Below are 19,591 nucleotides of genomic sequence, written 5' to 3' on the forward strand. Positions count from 1 at the left end.
CGCTCTCGAGACCCGCGGCCTGACCATGACCTTCGGCGGGGTCGCCGCCGTCGACGGCGTCGACTTCACGCTCGGCCGGCGCGAGCTGCGCTGCCTGATCGGCCCGAACGGCGCGGGCAAGAGCACCTTCTTCAAGTGCCTGACCGGGCAGCTGAGGCCCACCGCCGGCGAGATCCGCATCGGCGAGGAGGAGACCACCGGCTGGGATCCGCACGCCGTGGCGCGGCTCGGGGTGGGCGTCAAGACCCAGGTGCCGAGCGTCATGGACGGTCTCAGCGTGCGCGAGAACGTCTGGCTCTCCGCCCATCGCGGCCACGGCACGGCGGCGGCGCGCGCGGCGACCGATGCGGCGATCGAGCGCCTCGCGCTCGGCGACATCGCACGCGCCACGGTGGGCCGGCTGTCCCACGGCGAGCGCCAGCGCGTCGAGCTCGCCATCGTCGTCGCCGCCGCGCCGACGCTCATCCTGCTCGACGAGCCGGCGGCGGGCCTCACCTCCGAGGAGGTCGGGCGACTCGCCGAGATCATCGGCGCGCTCGCGCGCGAGGCGGCGATCGTCATCGTCGAGCACGACATGCAGTTCATCCGCACCATCGCGAGCGTCGTCACCGTCTTCTCGCAGGGGCGCATCCTGGTGGAGGGGCCGGTGGAGGACGTCATGCGCGACCGGCGCGTGCGCGACGTCTACCTCGGGCGCAAGGGCTGACGATGGACGATACGAACGCGCTCGTCGTCACGTCGCTCGCCGCCGGCTACGGCCGCATCCCGGTGCTGCACGGGATCGACCTCACGGTCGGCCACGGCGAGATCGTCGGCGTCCTCGGCCACAACGGCATGGGCAAGTCGACGCTGCTCAAGACGATCATGGGCTACCTGCCGGCGCGGGCGGGGACGATCGTGCTCGACGGCGAGCCGATCGAGCGGCTGCGCCCGCACGACCGCGCGCAGCGCGGGCTCGGCTACATCCCGCAGGGACGCGGGATCTTCCCGCAGCTCACCGTGCGCGACAACCTGCGGCTCGCCTTCCACGCCGACGGCGGGCGCACGGAGGAGGAGGCGCTGGAGGCGGCGCTCGCCCTGTTCCCGCGCCTCGAGCGGCTCCTCGATCGCATGGGCGGCGCGCTCTCGGGCGGCGAGCAGCAGCTGCTGGCGCTCGCGCGCGGGCTCGTGGCCGAGCCGTGGCTGCTCCTGCTCGACGAACCGACGGAGGGCATCCAGCCGAGCATCATCGAGGAGATCGAGGAGACGCTCGGCCGGCTGCGGACGGAGCGCGGGCTCACCATCCTGCTGATCGAGCAGAATTTCGAGTTCATCACGACGCTCGCGGACCGGGTGCTGATCCTCGAGCGCGGCCGCATCACCGCCGAGCTCGACGCCGCCGCCCTCGCCGATCCCGCCCGCATCGAGGCCTTCCTCGGCTTCGGCGGCCCCCGGCGCACCCGAGCCGGCGCGCCCGCGGGCGGGGTTCGCGAGATCGTCCACGGCGTGCCCGTCGCCGCGCCCGGCGGCGCCGCCGCCGCGGATCTCGCACGCGCGCGCGGCGAGCGCTCCCACCAGGCACCGCCGGCCCTCGCGCCGGCCCTCGCACAGGCCTCGGAGGCCTTCATGACCGTCAGACGCCCGACCCTCGAGCAGATGCGCGACCTCGTCGCCGGCCTGCACATGTCCATGAGCGACCGCGAGCTCATGGACTACCTCGCGATCATGGAGGGCACGTTCAAGGCCTACGACGAGATCGACCGGCTCCCCGACCACCTGCCGAAGGTCAAGTACCCGCGCACGCCCGGCTACCGCCCCACCGGGGCCGAGAACCCGCTCAACGCGTGGTACTACAAGAGCGAGGTGCGCGGCGCGGCGACCGGCCCGCTCGAGGGGCGGCGCGTCGTGCTCAAGGACAACGTCTGCCTCGCCGGCGTGCCGATGATGAACGGCGCCTCGACGCTCGAGGGCTACACGCCCGACATCGACGCGACCGTCGTCACGCGCATCCTCGACGCGGGCGGGACCATCGTCGGCAAGGCGCATTGCGAGTACTTCTGCCTCTCGGCGGGAAGCCACACCAACGCGACGGGGCCGGTGCACAACCCCTACCGGATCGGCCACATGGCCGGCGGCTCCTCATCGGGATCGGGGGCGCTCGTCGGGGCGGGCGAGGTCGAGATGGCGATCGGCGGGGACCAGGGTGGCTCCATCCGCATCCCGGCCTCGTATTGCGGCTGCTACGGCATGAAGCCGACCCACGGGCTCGTGCCCTACACGGGCATCATGCCGATCGAGCCCACGATCGACCACGCCGGGCCGATGACGGCGAGCGTGCGCGACAACGCGCTGCTGCTCGAGGTCATCGCCGGCGCCGACGGGCTCGACCCGCGCCAGGCCGCGCCGCGGGTCGACCGCTACACCCAGGCCGTGCGCCAGGGCGTGTCGGGCCTGCGCATCGGCATCGTCGAGGAGGGGTTCGGCCACGCCAATTCCGACCCGGAGGTGGACGCGACGGTGCGCCGCGCCGCCGAGCGCTTCCGCGCGCTCGGCGCCACGGTGGAGGACGTGCGGGTGCCCGCGCATCGCCTCGGCCCGGCGATCTGGACGCCGATCGCGCTCGAGGGGCTCGTCGACATCATGATGCACGGCAACGGCTTCGCCACCGGCTGGAAGGGGCTCTACACGACGAGCCTGCTCGACTGGCACGCCAATTGGCGCAGCCGCGCCGACGAGCTCTCCAAGACCCTCAAGATCTCGATGTTCGTGGGGCAATGGATGCTCGAGCGCTACCGCGGCCATTTCTACGCCAAGGCGCAGAACCTCAGCCGCAAGCTGCGGGACGACTACGACGAGGCGCTCACGCGCTGGGACCTCCTCGTGATGCCGACGACGCCGATCACCGCCCGGCCGATCCCGGCGCCGGACGATCCGCTCGCGGTCGTCACCCAGCGGGCCTTCGAGGCGATCGCCAACACCGCCCCCTTCGACGCCAGCGGGCATCCGGCGATGAGCGTGCCGTGCGGGCTCGTCCAGGGGCTGCCGGTGGGCATGATGATCGTCGGGCGCCACTTCGAGGAGAGCACGATCTACCGCGCGGCCGGGGCCTTCGAGGCGCTCGGCGACTGGCGGGCCATGTGAGGAGGCGCCGATGTCGTCCTTGAGCGAATCGATGGCCCGCGCCCTGGGCGTATCCCTCTTCGACGCGCAGCGCGAGACCGCGGGTGCCGTGATCGCCCCCGTCGACGGGCGCGCCTACGTCTCGGGGGATCGCTCGATGCCGCTGCGCCGCGCGACCATACCGCAGGTGCTCGCCGAGACGATCGCCCGCCACGGATCGCGCGAGGCGGCGGTGTTCCGCGAGCACGGTACGCGCTTCACCTGGTCCGCCTTCGGCGAGGCCGTGGACCGGCTGGCGAGCGGGCTCCTCGCGCTCGGCCTCGCGCGGGGCGACCGCCTGGCGATCTGGTCGCCCAACCGCCCGGAATGGCTGATCACGCAGTTCGCGACGGCCCGGATCGGCGTCGTGCTCGTGACGATCAACCCGGCCTACCGCGTCGCCGAGCTGGAATACGCGCTGGAGACGGCGGGCTGCAAGGCGCTGATCACGGCCGCGCGCTTCAAGTCGTCGGACTACCTGGCGATGATCCGCTCGCTCGTGCCGGAACTCGGGACCTGCCCGCCGGGCGCCCTGCGCGCGGGGCGCCTGCCGCAGCTGCGCGTCGTCATCCGCATGGGCGGGTCGGAACCGGGTGACGAGCACACGTCCGGCATGCTCGGCTTCGAGGAGGCCTGCACGCTGGGCGGGCCCGGCCACCGCCTGCGGCTCGACGCGATCAGTCGCGACCTCGACCCGGACGAGCCGATCAACATCCAGTTCACGAGCGGCACCACCGGGTCGCCCAAGGGCGCGACGCTCACCCACTACAACATCGTCAACAACGCGGGCTTCACCGCGCGGACCATGCGGCTCGACGAGACCGACCGGCTGTGCATCCCGGTGCCGCTCTACCATTGCTTCGGCATGGTGCTCGGCACGCTCGCCTGCGCGAGCGTCGGCGCGTCGATGGTCTTTCCCTCCGAGGCGTTCGAGCCGCTCGCCACCCTGCGCGCCCTCTCCGAGGAGCGCTGCACGGCCTGCTACGGCGTGCCGACCATGTTCGTCGCCATGCTCGACCACCCGGACTTCGCGCGCTTCGACTACCGCAGCCTGCGCACCGGCATGATGGCCGGCGCGCCCTGCCCGATCGAGGTGATGCGCCGGGTGGTGCGCGACCTCAACATGCCGCAGGTGACGATCGGCTACGGCATGACCGAGACGAGCCCGATCTCCTTCCAGTCGAGCGTCGACGACGGGCTCGAGGAGCGCGTCTCGACGGTGGGACGGGTCCACCCCCACGTCGAGGTCAAGATCGTCGACGCCGAGGGGCGCACGGTGGGCGTCGGCGAGCGCGGCGAGCTGTGCACGCGCGGCTACTCGGTGATGCGCGGCTACTGGAACGACGAGGCGCGCACCCGCGAGGCGATCGACGCCGGCGGCTGGATGCACACCGGCGACCTCGCCACGATCGACGCGCGCGGCTATTGCGAGATCGTCGGGCGGGTGAAGGACATGGTCATCCGCGGGGGCGAGAATATCTATCCCCGCGAGGTCGAGGAGTTCCTCTATCGCCACCCCAAGGTGGCGCAGGTGCAGGTCTTCGGCGTGGCGGACGCGAAGTACGGCGAGGAGCTCGCCGCCTGGATCGTGCTCCAGCCCGGCCAGGCCGCGACCGAGGAGGAGATCCGCGCCTTCTGCGCGGGGCAGATCGCCCACTACAAGATCCCCCGCCACATCCGCTTCGTGGACGCCCTGCCGATGACGGTCACCGGCAAGCCGCAGAAGTTCGTCATGCGCGAGGCGATGGAGGCGGAGCTGGGGCGGGGGTGAGCGGGCGGGGCGGGCGACGAGCGGGCTGGAACGGCGGGCGGGAAGCCCCTAGTCTCCGCGCGTGCCGAGCGCCGACGGAGATTCCATGGACGCCGACCCCATGACCACGACCGACCACGACCTCGCCGCCATCCTCGACTTCCTCGTCCTCGCCGAGCGGCTGAAGACGGAGCTGCGCCATTCCTGGCTCTCCGACGGGCGCCGGGAGAGCGTGGCCGAGCATACCTGGATGATGGCGCTGATGGCGCTCTCCCTCGGGTCGCGGCTCGAGCATCCGGTGGACGTCGCGCGCGCCATCGAGCTCGTGATCGTCCACGACATCGCCGAGACGGAGGTCGGCGACATCCCCTTCTTCGAGAAGAGCGCGCGCAAGGACGCGAAGGCTCGGGCCGAGGCCGCCGCGATGGCGCGCATCTGCGCGCGGCTCCCCGCGGATCTCGGCGCGCGGATCGGGGCCGCCTGGCGCGAGTTCGAGGACGGGGTGACGCCGGAGGCGCGCTTCGCCCGCGCACTCGACCACCTCGAGGTACAGTTTCAGCACAATCTCGCCGACCTCGACACCTGGGAGCCCGTCGAGCTCGGCCTCGTCTGGACCAAGATGGACGACCCCTGCGCCCACGATGCCACGCTGCGCGCGCTCGCCGGCGCGATCCGCGGCCGCGCCGAGGCGAAGCTCGCCGACGCCGGGCACGACGTCGCCGCCCTGCGCGCGGAGCATGCGGGACCGGGGGGCTCGCCGTGAGCGGCGACGGAACGGCCCGCGCCCGCATCGCGCACGTCGCCTTCTGGACCGCGGATCTGGAGCGCCTCGCCGCCTTCTGGGAGGACGTGCTCGGCGCCGAGGTCGGCCCGCTCTACGAGAGCGCGCGCCGCCCCGGCTTCCGCTCGCGCTTCCTGCGGCTCGGCGGCGACGTCACCGTCGAGCTGATGAGCGCGCCCTGGATCGACCCCGCCGTGGCGCCGACGGACGAGGAGCGTGTCGGACTGGCCCACATCGCGGTCTCGCTCGGATCGAACGAGGCCGTCGACGCCCTCGCAGAGCGCCTGGCTCGGGAGGATCGCCTCCTCGCAGAGCCCCGCTGGACGGGCGACGGGTTCTACGAGGCGATCATCGCCGATACCGACGGCAACGCGATCGAGATCACCGCCTGAAGCGTGCCCCATCCATGCCCCCCGAACTCGTCCAGTTCCTCTCCCTCGACGTCGTCGCCTCGGCGCTGCTCCTCGCCGGCCTCCTGGTCGTGCGCATCCTCGCGATCCGCTTCGTGCGGGCGCGGGAGGGGATGCCCGATCACGTGCGCCGGCGCTCGATCTCGGCGGTGAAGAACGGCACGCTGATCCTGCTCCTCGTCGGGCTCGCGCTGATCTGGGCGCCGCAGTTGCGCACCTTCGCCCTTTCGCTCACCGCCGTCGCGGTGGCGCTCGTCGTGGCGACGAAGGAGCTGATCGCATGCCTCTCCGGCGCGCTGCTGCGCGCCTCGAGCCGGCCGTTCTCGGTGGGGGACTGGGTCGAGATCGGCCAGATCCGCGGCGAGGTGGTCGACCACGACATGCTGGCGACGCGCATCGACGCCTTCGCCGCGGGCTCGGGCGCGTTCCAGCGCACGGGCGAGATGGTGACCGTGCCCAACAGCGTCTTCCTGTCGACGCCGATCCGGCGGCTGTCCGCCCTTCGCGCGCGGATCGTCGCCACCACGTCCGTGGTCGTCGATCCGCCCGATCTCGCGCCCGGCGCGCTGCGCGCCGCCGTGGACGCCGCGCTCGGAGAGGCGCGCGCCGGCGGAGCGCTGTGGGAGGGTGAGCCCGGCGTCCGGTTCTCGACGACCGATCTCGGGCGGCTGAGGGTCGAGGTCACGCTGACGGCGCCGACGGACGGTGCGGAGGCGGCCGGCAGCGCGGTGACCCTCGCGGTGCTCGCGGCGCTGCGGCCGCGCCCCGCGTGACGCACGCGCATGTCCCTTGTGCGAAACGGGGTTTCGTGAGAGAAGAGCGTGCAACCAGGATCCGGGCCCCTCTGGCGGAACGTGCCGACCATCCCGCGATGTCGGATCCTCGCATCGGCTCGTCGGCGCCGGTCACCCCCACATATGGAGCTCACGTTCCTGGCTGCCGAGTTTCTCGGCAAGCCCACTTGGCTTTGGCTCGCCTTCATCGGCGTCGTCGGCCTCATCCTCGCCTTCGATCTCGGCGTCCTCCACAGGAAGGCCCACGAGATCGAGCTGCGCGAGAGCATCCTCCTCTCGCTGTTCTACATCGGTCTCGGCCTCTCCTACGGCGGCTTCGTCTGGTGGTATCTCGGCCCCGTTTCGGGCATGCAGTACCTGACGGGCTACGCCGTCGAGAAAAGCCTCTCGATGGACAACGTCTTCGTCATCGGCGTCATCCTGGCGTATTTCGGCATCCCGCGCGCCTATCAGCACAGGATCCTGTTCTGGGGCATCCTGGGCGTCATCGTGCTGCGGGGCATCATGATCGGGCTGGGCGCCGGGCTCGTCGCCCAGTTCCACTGGATCCTCTACCTCTTCGCCGCATTCCTGATCTTCACCGGCATCAAGATGCTGATGTCGGCGGGCGGCGACGACCACTACGACGTCGAGAGCAACGCCGTCCTGAAGTTCATGCGCAAGCGCTTCCACGTCACGGACCGCGTGGACAAGGACCGCTTCTGGCTGCGCCTGCCGCATCCGAAGACCGGCCGGCTCACCTGGTACGCGACGCCGCTCTTCCTGGCGCTCGTGTGCGTCGAGCTCGCGGACGTGATCTTCGCGGTGGATTCGATCCCGGCCATCTTCACGATCACCACGGACCCGTTCATCGTCTTCACCTCCAACATCTTCGCGATTCTGGGGCTTCGGGCGATGTTCTTCATGCTGTCGGCGCTGGTGCACCGGTTCGAGTACCTCAAGTACGCGCTCTCGGCGGTGCTGGTGTTCATCGGCTCGAAGATCTTCATCGCCGACCTGATGGGCTGGGAGAAGTTCCCCCCCCCGGTCTCGCTCGGCGTGACCTTCGGGCTCCTCGCCGCGGGCTTCCTGTTCAGCCTGTGGAAGACGCGCACCGCGCCCGCGCCCCTGCAGGCGCCGATTCCGGTGCCCCTCGCCGTCGAGGTCACGCCCGCCGAGCGCATCGGCTGACGCCTCCGAGCCCCCGCGGCCCTGTCGCGGGGGCTCTCCCGTTTCCATCGAGGGCCTCGGACGTGCCCGTGCTCCCGCTCTTCGCCCATTGGCTCGACGTCGCGACGAGCCCCCTCGTGCTGATCGCGCCGCTCGTCCTGGCCCTGGCCAGCGGCCGGCGCCTGGTCGTACGGCTCGGAACCACGCTCGGGGCGCTGGCGCTCTCCGCGCTCTCGGCACTCGGCGCGCCGCTCGGGGAGGCGATGGCGCTCCTGGCGCTCGGCGCACTCGCGGGCGTCGTCGTCGCCGAGATCTGGCTCGCCCTCGCCCTGCCGGTCCTCGTCGGGATCTGGCGGGGCCTGAGCCGGCTCGTCCGCGGCCGGCGCGAACCGGGGCCGCGCGCCTGAGCGCACGGCGATGCCTCACCCGACCGTCTCGAACGCCCCCGTGCGCTCCGAGCGGAAGAGCGCATCGACCGTGCGCAGCGTCGGGAGCGCGCCGTCGACGCCCGTGAGCGCATCGCGCGCGGCGGGCTCGCCCCGCACGGCGCGGCAGAAGGCCTCCGCCTGGAGGCGGTACTGGTCCGCTGGTGCGATCTCCTCGATGCGCTCGTCGCCGGCCCTCACCACCCCGATCCGGTTGCCGACGTCGGCGCGCGCGTTGAACGGGAACGCGTCGAGCACGAGGTCGCCCTCGCTCCCCTCGACGCGCACCCATTGGCCGGGCGCGCGCTGGGTCCCCACCGCGAAGGTGAGCCGGCGGCCGGCGCCGAGATCGACGAGGCCGCCGACCTCGCGGTCGACCCCCGTGTCCGGGTCGCGGTCGATCACCGCGAGCGCGCGCACCGGATCGGCGCCGAGGAGGAGGCGCGCCGACATGATCGCGTAGCCGCCGATGTCGAGGAGCGCGCCGCCGCCGTACTCGAGCCGGTTGCGGATGTTCGCGGGGTCGCGGTTGAAGAACGAGAAGGAAACATGCACGTGCGTCGGCGCGCCGATCGCCCCCTCCGCGATCAGGGCGCGGGCGCGCTGCCACTGCGGATGGTGCCGAATCATGTAGGCCTCCGCCACGACCGGTCCCGGCGGCAGGCCGCGCAGCGCCTGCGCCTCCTCCGCCGTGCACGCGATCGGCTTCTCGCAGAGCACGTGCTTGCCGGCCCGCACGGCGGCCAGGGTGTAGGGCACGTGCAGATGGTTCGGCAGCGGGATGTAGATCGCCTCGACATCGTCGTCCGCGATCAGCGCCTCGTAGGAGCCGTAGGCGCGCGCGATCCCGAGCGCGTCGGCCTCCGCCCGCGCCCGGGCAGCATCGCGCGAGGCGATGGCCACCACGTCGCAGAGCGGGCTCGCGCGCATCGCGGGGATCACCTTCTCGCGCCCGATCTTCGAGGCGCCGAGCACGCCCCAGCGGACGGGGGCGAAGGCGGGCGTTTCGGTCGTCATCGGCTGTCTCCCGGCACGAGCGTCGTCTCGACGCGCATCCGTAGGTCCTCCGGGGGGCGCCGTCGAGGGGCGCCGTCGGGGGGCGCCGTCGCGGGAGCGCCGTCGCGGGAGCGCGTCGGCACGTCGGCGCGGTCTCGCCCCGCAAGACAGGCATCGTCCCGGACGTCTCTACGTGAGGTGATCGTATTTCACCGTGCGGAGGGCCGCAGATACGCCCGAAGGTAGATTAACGCCTGATCTCGCCGCCCAACTCCGGGTGGTTTCACAGATCAGGTGCAGAATGCCCCCATCACGATCCGAGACGGCCTATCGATCGCTGCGCGCGGCGATCGGCGACCTGCGCTGGCCGCCCGGCGCGCGGCTGCCGCTGCCGGTCCTCGCCGAGGAGCTGGCGATGAGCCCCGTCCCCATCCGCGAGGCGCTCTCGCGGCTCGCGGCGGAAGGCATCGTGACGCATCGGCGCAACGGCGGCTTCTTCGTCGGCGAGGTGCGGCTCGACGCGCTCGAGGACGACTACGTCACGATCGCCTGCGTGGCGTGGCTGACGCTCGTCCATCTGGCCGACGGCGCCCTCGGCGCCGAGGGCGCCCGCGCCGTTGCCGAGCCCGGTCGCCCGCCTCCCGGGTCGCTGCGCGGCCTCGACGCGCTGATGGCGCACGCGCCCTCGCGCGGCATCGCCCGGGCCGGGGCGGCGAGTCTCGAACGCAGCCGCACCTGCCGGCGCATCGACGTGCGCGCCCGCAGCTTCGCCGAGCGTCGCGCGCTCGTCGCGCGCATGCGTGCCCTGCGCGCCTGCGTCGCCGACCGCGACGGCGCGCGGGTCGAGGCGCTCGTCGCCGAGGAGCTGCGCATCGGGCTCGCCCGGATCGAGGGTGCCTACAAGGAGATCCTGTTCGCGCTTTCGGCGTCGCGCTGATGCCGGCGGCTCACGAGCCGGCGCGCTCCGCCGGCTCGCCGGCTTCGCGCACGCGCAGGCGCGCGGAGAGAACCGCCACGATCGCCATCGCCGCGGCCACGACGCCGAAGGCGGCGGCGAGCCCGACCAGCTCGCCGATGAAGCCCATGATGGAGGGTCCGGCGAGAAAGCCCACGTAGCCGATGGTGGAGACCGCGGCGACGCTGACGCCGGGCGGCAGGCCCGGCGTCGCACCCGCCGTGCGGAAGGCGATCGGCACGATCCCGGCGATGCCGAGACCCGCCAGCGCGAAGCCGACGATCGCGACGGGCGCCGTCGGGGCGAGCGCGACGGCGGCGAACCCGCAGCCCGCGAGCACGGCGCCCCAGGCGACGGTCGCCACCGTGCCGAGGCGGCTCGAGATCGCGTCGCCGAAGAAGCGCGCGAGCGCCATCGCGCCCCCGAAGGCGACGACGCCGGCGCCGACCAGCGCCTGCGCGCCGAGCCCGTCGCGCAGGTGGATCGCGCTCCAGTCGAGCGCCGCGCCCTCCGAGAGCAGGCAGAAGAAGGCGATCAGCGCCGGCGGCAGCAGCGCCCGGGTGGGGAGCGCGAAGCGCGGCCCCGCGCTCTCCCGCGCCTCGCGCTCCCGCGGCAGCGGACGCGCCAGCACGAGCAGGCAGGCCGCGATGGCGACCGAGAGCGCAGGCGTCTGCACCGCGAGCGGCACGCCCTGCGCCGCCGCGAGCCCGCCGAGCGCGCCGCCGGCGGCGACGCCGATGCTGAAGAAGGCGTGGCAACGCGCCAGGATCGAGCGGCCGAGCGCCTTCTCCACGGCGAGCCCGGCGGCATTCATCGCAACCCCCATCGAGCCCGTGCCGAGCCCCACCATCACCAGGATCGCGAAGAGCGCCTGCGCGCTGCCGGCGAGCGGCAGCGCCGCCGTCGCGGCGAGCAGGATCGTCATCCCCACCGCGTTGAGGCTGCGCACGTCGAGCCGTGTCGAGAGGAAGCCGGCGATCGGCATCATCAGGAGCGCGCCCGCGGGCATGCCCATCAGCACGACGCCGAGCGCCGCCTCGTCGAGACCGAGCGCCGCGCGGATCTCGGGCAGCCGCGGCAGCCACGAGGAGAAGGCCAGAGCCTCGAAGAAGAAGACCGCCACGACGGCCAGGTAGGGTCGCTCGATGCGCATGGGAAATGTCTCGCAGAGGGGGAGCTTCGCACCTTCGGCGGGCAGTATGATATTTTCTACAATATAAGCTGGAATATGTCAGGAATTGAATCGATTTTCCACTCCACGCCCCACCGCGGATCGTCCGCGAGGCACGAGGAGGCCGCATGACCGCTCCGATCGAACACGCCGCTCTCGGCTTCACCCACGGCGAGGGGATCCGGCTCGTCCGCGCCGACGGCGCCCGCTTCATCGACGCCGCCTCGGGGACGTTCAACGTCCCCCTCGGCTACGACAACGAGGCGGTCGTCGCCCCCGTCCTCGACCAGCTCGCGCGGGTCTCGCACCTCGGCTCGTCCTTCTCCCGCACCGAGAGCGCGCGGCTCGTCGAGCGCCTCGTGGCGCTCGCCCCCGGCGGGATGACCCGCGGCTGGCTGCGCGACCTCACCGGCTCGACCGCCAACGAGTGCGCCGTGCGCATCGCCCAGAAGGCGACGCAGAAGAGCGGCGTGCTCAGCCTCTTCCTGTCGCACCATGGGCAGACGCTGTTCACCACCGCGATCTCCGGCAACGCCTTTCGCAAGGAGAGCTTCCCCGTCGCGACGGCGGACGTCTCGCTCAAGGTGCCGGCGCCCTACTGCCACCGCTGCTTCTACGGGGCGACCTACCCCTCCTGCGGGCTGATGTGCGTCGAGCGCATCCACGACTTCCTCGAGTTCGGCGGCAATGGGCGCACCGCCTGCATGATCGTCGAGCCGATCCTCGGCAACGGCGGGAACATCGTCCCCCCGCCGGGCTACTTCGAGGCATTGAAGCGGGTGTGCGACGCCCACGACATCCTCCTCGTCGCCGACGAGGTCCAGACCGGCATCGGCCGCACCGGCCACATGTTCGCCTGCGACGCGCTCGGCTTCGAGCCGGCGATGGTGACGCTCGCCAAGGGCCTCGGCGGCATCGGCATCCCCGTCGCGGCGGTGCTGATGGAGGCGCGGCTCGACGTGCTCGCGCCCTACGAGCACTCCTACACCTCGGGCGCGAACCCGATCGCGCTCGCCGCCGCCAACGCCACGCTCGACGTCCTCGCCGACGGGCGCCTGCTCGGCGAGGTGCGCGAGAACGGACGGCTGCTCGGCGCGCTGCTCGCGCCGCTCGCCGAGCGCCACGCCTGCGTCGGCGACGTGCGCGGGCTCGGCTACATGTGGGGCGTCGAGATCGAGACGCCGGACGGCGCGCCCGACCCGGACCGCACCAACGCCATCCTGGCGGAGGCGGAGCGGCGGCGGCTGATCGTGCGCAGCTCGCGCTACGGGCGCGGCAACGTCGTGAAGGTGCGCCCGCCCCTCGTCGCGACGCCCGACGACCTCGTCGAGATCGTCGACACGCTTTCCGCCGCCATCGCGGCGACCGGGGAGGCGGCGCGATGAAGGCGGCCCGCTTCCTCGCCCCCTGGACGCTCGCCCTCGGCGACGTCCCCGACCCCGCCGCGCCCGGCCCCGGCGAGGTGCTGGTGCGCGTGCGCGCCACCGGCATCTGCGGCACCGACGTCGGCATCCTCTCGGGCGCATACGCCGCGCAGGCGGGCGTCGTGCTCGGCCACGAATCGACCGGCGACGTCGTCGCGATCGGCGCGGGCGTCCGCTCGGTCGCCGTGGGCGATCGCATCGTGATCGACCCCACCTTCCATTGCGGCTTCTGCCGCATGTGCCGCACGAACCGGCAGAACCATTGCGAGCGCAAGCACGGCACCGAGGCGGGTGTGAGCCGCGACGGCACCTTCGCCGAGCTCTACGCCTGCGACGAGCGCTTCGTGCACCGCCTGCCGGACGGGCTCTCCTACGAGGCCGGCGCTCTCACCGAGCCGCTCGGCTGCGCGCTCACCGGCGTCGCGCGGCTCGAGCTCCACCTCGGCCACCGCGTGGCCGTCGTCGGCGCCGGACCGCTCGGCGTGCTCTACGCCCACGCGCTGGCCTCGCGCGGCGTGCGCGGCCACCTCGTCGAGCGCTCCGACGCGCGCCGCCGCCTCGCCGCCGACGTCCTCCCCGCCGGATGGTGCGTGGCCGCGTCGCTCGACGAGGCCGCCGCCGCCTTCGCGCCGGACCCGACCCCGCTCGACGTCGCGGTGGACACGACGAGCGTGATGATCGGCCCGCTGATGGCGCTGATGGCCCGCGGCGGCCAGGTGCTCGCCATCGGGCTGCGGCCGCATGCCGTGGAGATCGACGCCGGTGCGCTCGCCGACCGCTCGCTCGCCGTGCTCGGCTCGATCGACACGCTCGAGAACACCTTCGCCCAGGCGCTCGCCCTCCTCGCCTCCGGCGCCGTTCCCGCCGAGGCCCTGATCACCCACCGCCTGCCGCTCGCGCGCCTGCCCGAAGCCGTGGCCCTGCTCGGATGCGACATCGCCGACCGGCGCCTCGCCCCGCCCGGCGCGGCGCTCAAGGTGATGATCGACCCGAGCGCCGGGGAGGGCGCCCGATGACGGCCGCGACGATCCTCTCGCGCACCTACCCGCCGGACGTCTATTGCGGCGCCGGCGTCCACGTCACGCACCTCGCCGCGGCGCTCGCCGGGATCGCGCCGATCGAGCTGCGCTGCTTCGGTGCGCAGGATATCGAAGGCGGCGATCTGCGCGTGCGCGGCACCGGCCCGCTGCTGCCGCCGGACGTCGACCTCGGAAGCCCGCACGGCCGCGCGCTCGACGCGCTGGCGCGCTGCGCGGCCATGGTCGCCGATCCGCCGGAGGGCGCGGTGGTGCACGCGCACGACTGGTACGTCCTCCCGGCGGGGCTGTGGGCGAAGCTCCTGTGGCGGCGCCCCCTCGTCGCGACCGCGCATTCGCTCGAGCCGATGCGCCCCTGGAAGGCCGACCAGCTCGGGCCCGGCCCCTACGCACTCTCCGGGCACATGGAGCGCACGGCGCTCGAGGCCGCGGACGCCGTCGTCGCCGTCTCCGAGGCCGCGCGCCGCGACGTGCTGCGCCACGTGCGTATCGCGCCTGAGCGCGTCCACGTGATCCACAACGGCGTCGACGCGGGCGTCTTCCACCCGGGCGCGGGGGCCGCGATCGCGGGCGATCTCGACGGGCTCGATCCCGCGCGCCCCTTCGTCCTCTTCGTGGGCCGGCTCACCGAGCAGAAGGGGCTCGAGCACCTGCTGGCCGCGATGCGGCACCTCCCCGGCGACGTCCAGCTCGCGATCTGCGCGGGTCGCGCCGACACGCCGGCGCTGCGGACGCGCTACCGCGAGGCGGCGGAGCACCTGCGGGCGGAGCGTGGCGGCGTCGCCTGGATCGAGGGCCGCACGGGCGCTGCGCTGGCGCCGCTCTACGCGCGGGCCGCGGTGGTCTGCTGCCCGTCGGTCTACGAGACCTTCTCGATCGTCGTCCTCGAGGCGATGGCCTGCGGCACGCCCGTCGTCGCCGGGGCGGTGGGCGGCAATCCCGAGCAGGTGCGCAGCGGCGAGACCGGCTGGCTCGTCCCCCTCGCGCTCGACGCGGCCGGCGCGGCGCCCGCCGATCCGGACGGCTTCGCCCGCGACCTCGCCCACGCGCTGGCCGAGGCTCTCGTCGATCCCGCCCGCGCCCGCGGGCTCGGCGCCGCCGGGCGCCGCTTCGTCGAACGCGACTGCGCCTGGCCGACGATCGCCCGGCGCACCGCCGACCTCTACGCGACCCTCGCGGCACGGGCCCGCGGCAGCACGGAGAGCTTCCGATGAGCACGCAGATCGAGCGCGAGACCGACGGCGACTGGTGGCGCGGCGCCGTCGTCTACCAGATCTACCCCCGCAGCTTCATGGACGCCGACGGCGACGGGCTCGGCGACCTCGCCGGCATCGCCGCGCGCCTCGACCACGTCGCGGATCTCGGCGTCGACGCGATCTGGATCGCGCCGTTCTTCCCTTCGCCGATGCGGGACTTCGGCTACGACGTCTCCGACATGTGCGGCGTCGACCCGCGCTTCGGCACGCTCGCCGACTTCGACCGCGTGGTGGAGCGCGCCCACGCGCTCGGGCTGAAGGTCCTGATCGACCAGATCCTGTGCCACACCTCGGACGCGCATCCCTGGTTCCTGGAGAGCCGCGCCTCGCGCGATAATCCCAGGGCGGACTGGTACGTCTGGGCGGACGCGCGCCCGGACGGCGGGCCGCCGAACAATTGGCTCTCGCTCTTCGGCGGCATCGCCTGGACCTGGTCCCCGGAGCGGCGGCAGTACTACCTCCACAAGTTCCTGCCGGAGCAGCCGTCGCTGAACCTGTTCCATCCGCAGGTGCAGGCGGCGGTGTGCGACGTCTCGCGCTTCTGGCTCGACCGCGGCGTCGACGGCTTCCGGCTCGACAGCGTCAACTTCTTCCACCACGATCCGCAATTGCGGGACAACCCGGCGCGGCCGGACGCGGAGCTGCGCGCGCTGCTCGCCCGGCCCAAGGGCGACGACGGCATTCCGCGGGCGAACCCCTACAACATGCAGATCCACGAGAACGACAAGACGCGGCCCGAGACCGTCGACTTCCTGCGCGCCTACCGCGCGGCGATCGGCGACCGGCCCAGCGTCGCCACGATGGCCGAGATCGCGGCGGACGGCTCGCACGCGCTGCTCGAGCTCTACACCACGGGCGAGGACCGCCTGCACATGGGCTACACGTTCGAGCTCCTCTCGGCCCCCTTCGAGAGGACGACCCTGCGCGCGCTCCTCGACGACGCGGCGAAGACCGTGCGCGGCGGCTGGCCCTGCTGGGCCTTCTCCAACCACGACGTGGTACGCGCCCAGTCGCGCTGGGGCGCCCAGGGACGAGACCCCGCCTTCGCCCGCATGCTGGTCGCGCTGCTCACCAGCCTGCGCGGCTCGTCGTGCCTCTACCAGGGCGAGGAGCTCGGCCTGCCCGAGGCCGAGATCGCCTTCGCGGATCTCCAGGACCCCTACGGCCGGCGCTTCTGGCCGAGCTACAAGGGCCGCGACGGCGCGCGCACGCCGATGCCCTGGGAGGCGCGCGCGCCGCACGCGGGCTTCACCGCCGGTACGCCGTGGCTCCCCGTGCCCGAGGAGCACCGCGCCCTCGCGGTCGACGCGCAGCGCGCCGATCCCACCTCCGCGCTCGCCGGCATACGCCGGTTCTTGCATTGGCGCGGACGGCACGCCGTGCTGCGCCGGGGCGAGATGCGCTTCCTCGAGGCGCCCGAGGGCGTGCTCGCCTTCGAGCGGCGGCTCGGCGCCGCGGCGATGGTCTGCGCCTTCGACCTCGGCGGCGAGGGCGGCGTTCTCCCCGGCCGCTTCGTCGCCGCCGAGGGTCACGGGAGCGACAACGGATTCGACAGCGACGTCGGCGAGAGCCGCGTCGTCCTGCCCCGCTGGGGCGCCTTCTTCGGAGCCACCGCATGAGCGAGACCGAAAACGCCTTCGCCGACGGCGTCCTCGTCGTCGGCAACAACATCGCCGACGAGGTCCTGGTCGTGGACGGGCTCGCGCTCGACGAGAAGGTCTTCTGCGAGGAGTGGAGCCTCCACGCCGGCGGCCAGGCCGCCAACGCGGCGGCGACGCTCGCGCGGCTTCGCGTCCCCACCCGCTTCCTCGGCCGCTTCGGCGACGACGAAGCGGGCCGCTTCACCCGCGCGGCGATGGCGGCGGACGGCATCGACACGCGTGCCTCCCCCACCCTCCCCGCGCGCACCATCGCCGCCTCGGTGATCGTCGACCGGGCGAGCGGTCAGCGCACGATCGTGATGCGCCGCGATCCCGCGCTCCTCGCCGCGCCGCTGCCGACGGGCGAGGACCTGCTGGCGGGCGTCGCGGTGCTCTACGGCGACGGCTACGAGCGCGACGCCTTCACGCGCCTCGCCGCGCTCGCCCGCGCCCGCGGTCTCGCGGTCGTGTGCGATCTCGAGACCCGCGATCCGGAGGATGCGCGCCTCCTCGATCTCGTGACCGACCTGATCGCGCCGGCCGCGGTCCTGTGCGCGATGGCGGGAACCGACGAGCCCGAGGACGCCGTGCGCACCCTCGCGGCGCGGGGGCCGCGGGTCGTCGTCGCGACGATGGGACCCGCGGGCGCGATCGGCGCCGAGGGCGAGCGGATCGTGCGCACCCCCGCCGCGCCCTGCACCGTCGTCGACACGACGGGTGCGGGCGACGCCTTCCACGCGGGCTATGTCGCGGCGCTGCTGGAAGGCCTCGACCTCGCCGGGCGCATGGCCCGGGCCGCCGCCGTCGCCGCCGTGAAATGCGGCCATCCCGGCCCGCAGGCGCCCGCCGCGGCGCTCGCCCTCCTCGCCACCCGGAGGAGCGCATGAACCGCGCATCCCTCGCCGACCTCGCCCCGCGCGCCGTGATCTGGGACGTCGACGGCGTCCTCATCGACAGCGAGCCCCTGCACTACGAGGCCGCTCGCGCCGCGCTGGCGCGCTCGCCCGTCGCGCTCGCACCGGAGGAGAACGTCGCGCTGCTCGGCCGCAGCCTTCCCGAGGTCTGGCTCTACCTGAGTAAGCGCGGGCTCGACACCCCGCGCCAGGCCTGGATCGGCGAGGTCGAGGCGCACTACCTCGCCGGCGTGCACGCCGGCATGGCGCGCCGGGGCGTGATCGAGACCGTCGGCGCGCTCACGGCGCGCGGCGTGCCGCAGGCCTGCGTCTCGACCGCGGAGCGCCGCATCCTCGACGCCAACGTCGCCGCGCTCGGCATCGGCGCCGCCCTGCGCTTCACCATCTCGCGCGAGGACGTCGTCCGCACGAAGCCCGCCCCCGACCCGTACGTCGCCGCCTGCGCGCGGCTCGGCCTCGCGCCGGGGGATTGCCTCGCGATCGAGGACACGCCCGTCGGCGTCGCCGCCGCACGGGCCGCCGGCGTCCCCGTCCTCGCCTGGCCGCACGCGCTGACCGCGCAGCTCGACTTCCCCGGCGCCACGGCACGCATCGCGCGGCTCGACGAGGTGCCCTTCCTCACGCAGGCGGCGGGCGACCGGAGGCGGGCATGAGCCGCACGCGGGCGGTGATCTTCGACTGCGACGGCGTCCTCGTCGACAGCGAGCACCCCGCCGACCGCGCGGTGGCGCAGGTGCTCGCCGCCTCCTGCCCGGGGCTCGACGTCGCGGGCTACGTCGCGCGGTTCCGCGGCTGGAACCACCGCGACAGCGCGGCGGCGCTCGCGGCGGAGCGCGGCGCGACCTTCCCCGAGGATCTCGACGCCCGCGTGATCGCTGCGGTCGACGCCGCCGTGGCGCACGCGGCGCCGATGCCCGGCGTGCGCGCGGCGGTGGCCGGTCTCGCGCTGCCCCGCGCCGTCGCCTCGAACAGCCCGCTCGCCCGGCTGCGCCGCTCGCTCGCGCGGGCGGACCTCCTCGATCTCTTCGCGCCGCACGTCTACGCGGCCGAGATGGTGGCGCGGCCCAAGCCCGCACCGGATCTCTACCGCCATGCGGCACGCGCGCTCGGCGTCGCGCCCGACGACTGCCTCGTGGTCGAGGACAACCTGCGCGGCGTGCGCGCGGCGTGCGCGGCGGGCATGCGCGTCGTGGGCTTCCTCGGCGGCGCACACGCGCGGCCCGGCGACGAAGCCGCCCTGCTCGACGCCGGCGCCTGCGGCGTCTGCCGCCGGCTCGACACCCTTTCGCTCTGGCTCTGACGTCACCCACCCCGAGAGAGGAACACCCCATGCTCAACGGCCGCCTGCAGCACCCCGACATCCTCGCCGAGCTCGCCCGGTCCGGCCACGGCTCGAAGGTCCTGCTCTGCGACGGGAACTACCCGTTCAAGACGAAGCGCGGGCCGGGCTCGAGCCTCGTGTGCCTCAACCTCGCGCCCGGCCTCGTCTCGGTGACGGACGTGCTCGCGGTCCTCGTCGAGACGATCCCGATCGAGGCCGCCGCCGTGATGGTGCCCGAGGAGGGGCCCGAGCCCGAGATCTTCGCGCAGTTCCGCGCGCTGATGCCCGGCGTCGCCCTCGACGCCTTCGGCCGCTTCCCCTTCTACGAGGAAGCGGCCGATCCGCACGTCTCGCTCGCCATCGCCACCGGCGACCAGCGGCTGTTCGCCAACCTGCTGCTCACGATCGGCGTCGTGCCGCCGGCCTGACG

Annotated in this window: 19 protein-coding genes; 17 read left to right on the forward strand and 2 right to left on the reverse strand. The window is 73.4% G+C overall.

Going from position 1 to position 19,591, the window contains the following annotated elements:
• Nucleotides 1-25 precede the first annotated feature (25 nt).
• The 8 genes from AB9M23_RS10235 (at nucleotide 26) to AB9M23_RS10270 (ending at nucleotide 8,429) form a co-directional block, all read left to right on the forward strand.
• Entirely contained in the window at nucleotides 26-706 is a 681-nt protein-coding gene (locus AB9M23_RS10235; RefSeq protein ID WP_372424495.1) for an ABC transporter ATP-binding protein, read from the forward strand.
• A 2-nt stretch (nucleotides 707-708) separates the two neighbouring features.
• Nucleotides 709-3,120 carry an amidase gene (locus AB9M23_RS10240; protein WP_372424434.1) on the forward strand — a complete coding sequence of 804 codons (2,412 nt, stop codon included), beginning with the start codon at nucleotides 709-711 and terminating at the stop codon, nucleotides 3,118-3,120.
• A 136-nt stretch (nucleotides 3,121-3,256) separates the two neighbouring features.
• The gene (locus tag AB9M23_RS10245; protein WP_372424496.1) at nucleotides 3,257-4,909 is read left to right on the forward strand and encodes an AMP-binding protein; all 1,653 of its coding nucleotides are present in this window, start codon (nucleotides 3,257-3,259) and stop codon (nucleotides 4,907-4,909) included.
• A gap of 85 nt (nucleotides 4,910-4,994) precedes the next feature.
• Nucleotides 4,995-5,651, forward strand: coding sequence for an HD domain-containing protein (locus AB9M23_RS10250; RefSeq protein WP_372424435.1), 657 nt, complete (start codon nucleotides 4,995-4,997; stop codon nucleotides 5,649-5,651).
• Complete coding sequence (locus AB9M23_RS10255) at nucleotides 5,648-6,061, forward strand: VOC family protein (protein WP_372424436.1); 414 nt, start codon at nucleotides 5,648-5,650, stop codon at nucleotides 6,059-6,061. The genes AB9M23_RS10250 and AB9M23_RS10255 overlap by 4 nt, the downstream gene beginning before the upstream one ends.
• Before the next feature lie 14 nt (nucleotides 6,062-6,075).
• Nucleotides 6,076-6,852, forward strand: a complete 777-nt coding sequence (locus tag AB9M23_RS10260) for a mechanosensitive ion channel domain-containing protein (RefSeq protein WP_372424437.1) — start codon at nucleotides 6,076-6,078, stop codon at nucleotides 6,850-6,852.
• 144 nt (nucleotides 6,853-6,996) lie between these two features.
• Entirely contained in the window at nucleotides 6,997-8,043 is a 1,047-nt protein-coding gene (locus tag AB9M23_RS10265; protein WP_372424438.1) for a TerC family protein, read from the forward strand.
• Nucleotides 8,044-8,105: 62 nt separating this feature from the next.
• Nucleotides 8,106-8,429, forward strand: a complete 324-nt coding sequence (locus AB9M23_RS10270) for a hypothetical protein (RefSeq protein WP_372424439.1) — start codon at nucleotides 8,106-8,108, stop codon at nucleotides 8,427-8,429.
• 15 nt (nucleotides 8,430-8,444) lie between these two features.
• On the opposite strand, the gene AB9M23_RS10275 is transcribed toward AB9M23_RS10270, so the two are convergent.
• Nucleotides 8,445-9,464, reverse strand: a complete 1,020-nt coding sequence (locus AB9M23_RS10275; RefSeq protein ID WP_372424440.1) for a Gfo/Idh/MocA family protein — start codon at nucleotides 9,462-9,464, stop codon at nucleotides 8,445-8,447.
• 280 nt (nucleotides 9,465-9,744) lie between these two features.
• Between AB9M23_RS10275 and AB9M23_RS10280 the strand changes: the two genes are divergently transcribed.
• Nucleotides 9,745-10,380: a GntR family transcriptional regulator gene (locus AB9M23_RS10280; protein ID WP_372424441.1), complete on the forward strand. Its 636-nt coding sequence runs from the start codon at nucleotides 9,745-9,747 to the stop codon at nucleotides 10,378-10,380.
• A 10-nt stretch (nucleotides 10,381-10,390) separates the two neighbouring features.
• On the opposite strand, the gene AB9M23_RS10285 is transcribed toward AB9M23_RS10280, so the two are convergent.
• On the reverse strand, nucleotides 10,391-11,551 hold the full coding sequence (locus AB9M23_RS10285) for an MFS transporter (RefSeq protein WP_372424442.1): 1,161 nt from the start codon (nucleotides 11,549-11,551) through the stop codon (nucleotides 10,391-10,393).
• Nucleotides 11,552-11,697: 146 nt separating this feature from the next.
• Here AB9M23_RS10285 and AB9M23_RS10290 point away from each other — a divergent pair, with 146 nt between their 5' ends.
• The 8 genes from AB9M23_RS10290 to AB9M23_RS10325 are packed head-to-tail and all read left to right on the forward strand — an operon-like array spanning nucleotide 11,698 to nucleotide 19,589.
• Nucleotides 11,698-12,954 (forward strand): aspartate aminotransferase family protein, encoded by a 1,257-nt coding sequence (locus AB9M23_RS10290; protein WP_372424443.1) that lies wholly within the window; start codon nucleotides 11,698-11,700, stop codon nucleotides 12,952-12,954.
• Complete coding sequence (locus AB9M23_RS10295; RefSeq protein WP_372424444.1) at nucleotides 12,951-14,009, forward strand: zinc-dependent alcohol dehydrogenase; 1,059 nt, start codon at nucleotides 12,951-12,953, stop codon at nucleotides 14,007-14,009. The genes AB9M23_RS10290 and AB9M23_RS10295 overlap by 4 nt, the downstream gene beginning before the upstream one ends.
• Nucleotides 14,006-15,244, forward strand: a complete 1,239-nt coding sequence (gene glgA / locus AB9M23_RS10300) for a glycogen synthase (RefSeq protein WP_372424445.1) — start codon at nucleotides 14,006-14,008, stop codon at nucleotides 15,242-15,244. The genes AB9M23_RS10295 and glgA overlap by 4 nt, the downstream gene beginning before the upstream one ends.
• Nucleotides 15,241-16,905, forward strand: coding sequence for an alpha-amylase family glycosyl hydrolase (locus AB9M23_RS10305; protein ID WP_372424446.1), 1,665 nt, complete (start codon nucleotides 15,241-15,243; stop codon nucleotides 16,903-16,905). The genes glgA and AB9M23_RS10305 overlap by 4 nt, the downstream gene beginning before the upstream one ends.
• Entirely contained in the window at nucleotides 16,902-17,813 is a 912-nt protein-coding gene (locus tag AB9M23_RS10310) for a carbohydrate kinase family protein (protein ID WP_372424447.1), read from the forward strand. Before AB9M23_RS10305 ends, AB9M23_RS10310 begins: the two co-directional genes overlap by 4 nt.
• Entirely contained in the window at nucleotides 17,810-18,493 is a 684-nt protein-coding gene (locus AB9M23_RS10315) for an HAD family hydrolase (protein ID WP_372424448.1), read from the forward strand. The genes AB9M23_RS10310 and AB9M23_RS10315 overlap by 4 nt, the downstream gene beginning before the upstream one ends.
• A complete protein-coding gene (locus AB9M23_RS10320; RefSeq protein WP_372424449.1) occupies nucleotides 18,490-19,140 on the forward strand; it encodes an HAD-IA family hydrolase in 651 nt (216 codons plus the stop codon). The genes AB9M23_RS10315 and AB9M23_RS10320 overlap by 4 nt, the downstream gene beginning before the upstream one ends.
• A 29-nt stretch (nucleotides 19,141-19,169) precedes the next feature.
• On the forward strand, nucleotides 19,170-19,589 hold the full coding sequence (locus tag AB9M23_RS10325) for an RbsD/FucU domain-containing protein (RefSeq protein WP_372424450.1): 420 nt from the start codon (nucleotides 19,170-19,172) through the stop codon (nucleotides 19,587-19,589).
• The last annotated feature ends 2 nt before the right edge of the window (nucleotides 19,590-19,591 follow it).

The sequence above is a fragment of the Salinarimonas chemoclinalis genome, from assembly GCF_041514305.1.
Lineage (GTDB): Bacteria > Pseudomonadota > Alphaproteobacteria > Rhizobiales > Beijerinckiaceae > Salinarimonas > Salinarimonas chemoclinalis.

Excerpts from the sequence above, each read along its gene's own strand:
- AB9M23_RS10240 (WP_372424434.1), top strand. The coding sequence starts at position 709 with ATGGACGATACGAACGCGCTCGTCGTCACGTCGCTCGCCGCCGGCTAC.
- AB9M23_RS10290 (WP_372424443.1), top strand. The coding sequence starts at position 11,698 with ATGACCGCTCCGATCGAACACGCCGCTCTCGGCTTCACCCACGGCGAG.
- AB9M23_RS10305 (WP_372424446.1), top strand. The coding sequence starts at position 15,241 with ATGAGCACGCAGATCGAGCGCGAGACCGACGGCGACTGGTGGCGCGGC.
- AB9M23_RS10280 (WP_372424441.1), top strand. The coding sequence starts at position 9,745 with ATGCCCCCATCACGATCCGAGACGGCCTATCGATCGCTGCGCGCGGCG.
- AB9M23_RS10310 (WP_372424447.1), top strand. The coding sequence starts at position 16,902 with ATGAGCGAGACCGAAAACGCCTTCGCCGACGGCGTCCTCGTCGTCGGC.
- AB9M23_RS10245 (WP_372424496.1), top strand. The coding sequence starts at position 3,257 with ATGCCGCTGCGCCGCGCGACCATACCGCAGGTGCTCGCCGAGACGATC.
- AB9M23_RS10320 (WP_372424449.1), top strand. The coding sequence starts at position 18,490 with ATGAGCCGCACGCGGGCGGTGATCTTCGACTGCGACGGCGTCCTCGTC.
- AB9M23_RS10235 (WP_372424495.1), top strand. The coding sequence starts at position 26 with ATGACCTTCGGCGGGGTCGCCGCCGTCGACGGCGTCGACTTCACGCTC.
- AB9M23_RS10260 (WP_372424437.1), top strand. The coding sequence starts at position 6,076 with ATGCCCCCCGAACTCGTCCAGTTCCTCTCCCTCGACGTCGTCGCCTCG.
- AB9M23_RS10315 (WP_372424448.1), top strand. The coding sequence starts at position 17,810 with ATGAACCGCGCATCCCTCGCCGACCTCGCCCCGCGCGCCGTGATCTGG.
- AB9M23_RS10265 (WP_372424438.1), top strand. The coding sequence starts at position 6,997 with ATGGAGCTCACGTTCCTGGCTGCCGAGTTTCTCGGCAAGCCCACTTGG.
- glgA (WP_372424445.1), top strand. The coding sequence starts at position 14,006 with ATGACGGCCGCGACGATCCTCTCGCGCACCTACCCGCCGGACGTCTAT.
- AB9M23_RS10250 (WP_372424435.1), top strand. The coding sequence starts at position 4,995 with ATGGACGCCGACCCCATGACCACGACCGACCACGACCTCGCCGCCATC.
- AB9M23_RS10325 (WP_372424450.1), top strand. The coding sequence starts at position 19,170 with ATGCTCAACGGCCGCCTGCAGCACCCCGACATCCTCGCCGAGCTCGCC.
- AB9M23_RS10285 (WP_372424442.1), bottom strand. The coding sequence starts at position 11,551 with ATGCGCATCGAGCGACCCTACCTGGCCGTCGTGGCGGTCTTCTTCTTC.
- AB9M23_RS10295 (WP_372424444.1), top strand. The coding sequence starts at position 12,951 with ATGAAGGCGGCCCGCTTCCTCGCCCCCTGGACGCTCGCCCTCGGCGAC.
- AB9M23_RS10275 (WP_372424440.1), bottom strand. The coding sequence starts at position 9,464 with ATGACGACCGAAACGCCCGCCTTCGCCCCCGTCCGCTGGGGCGTGCTC.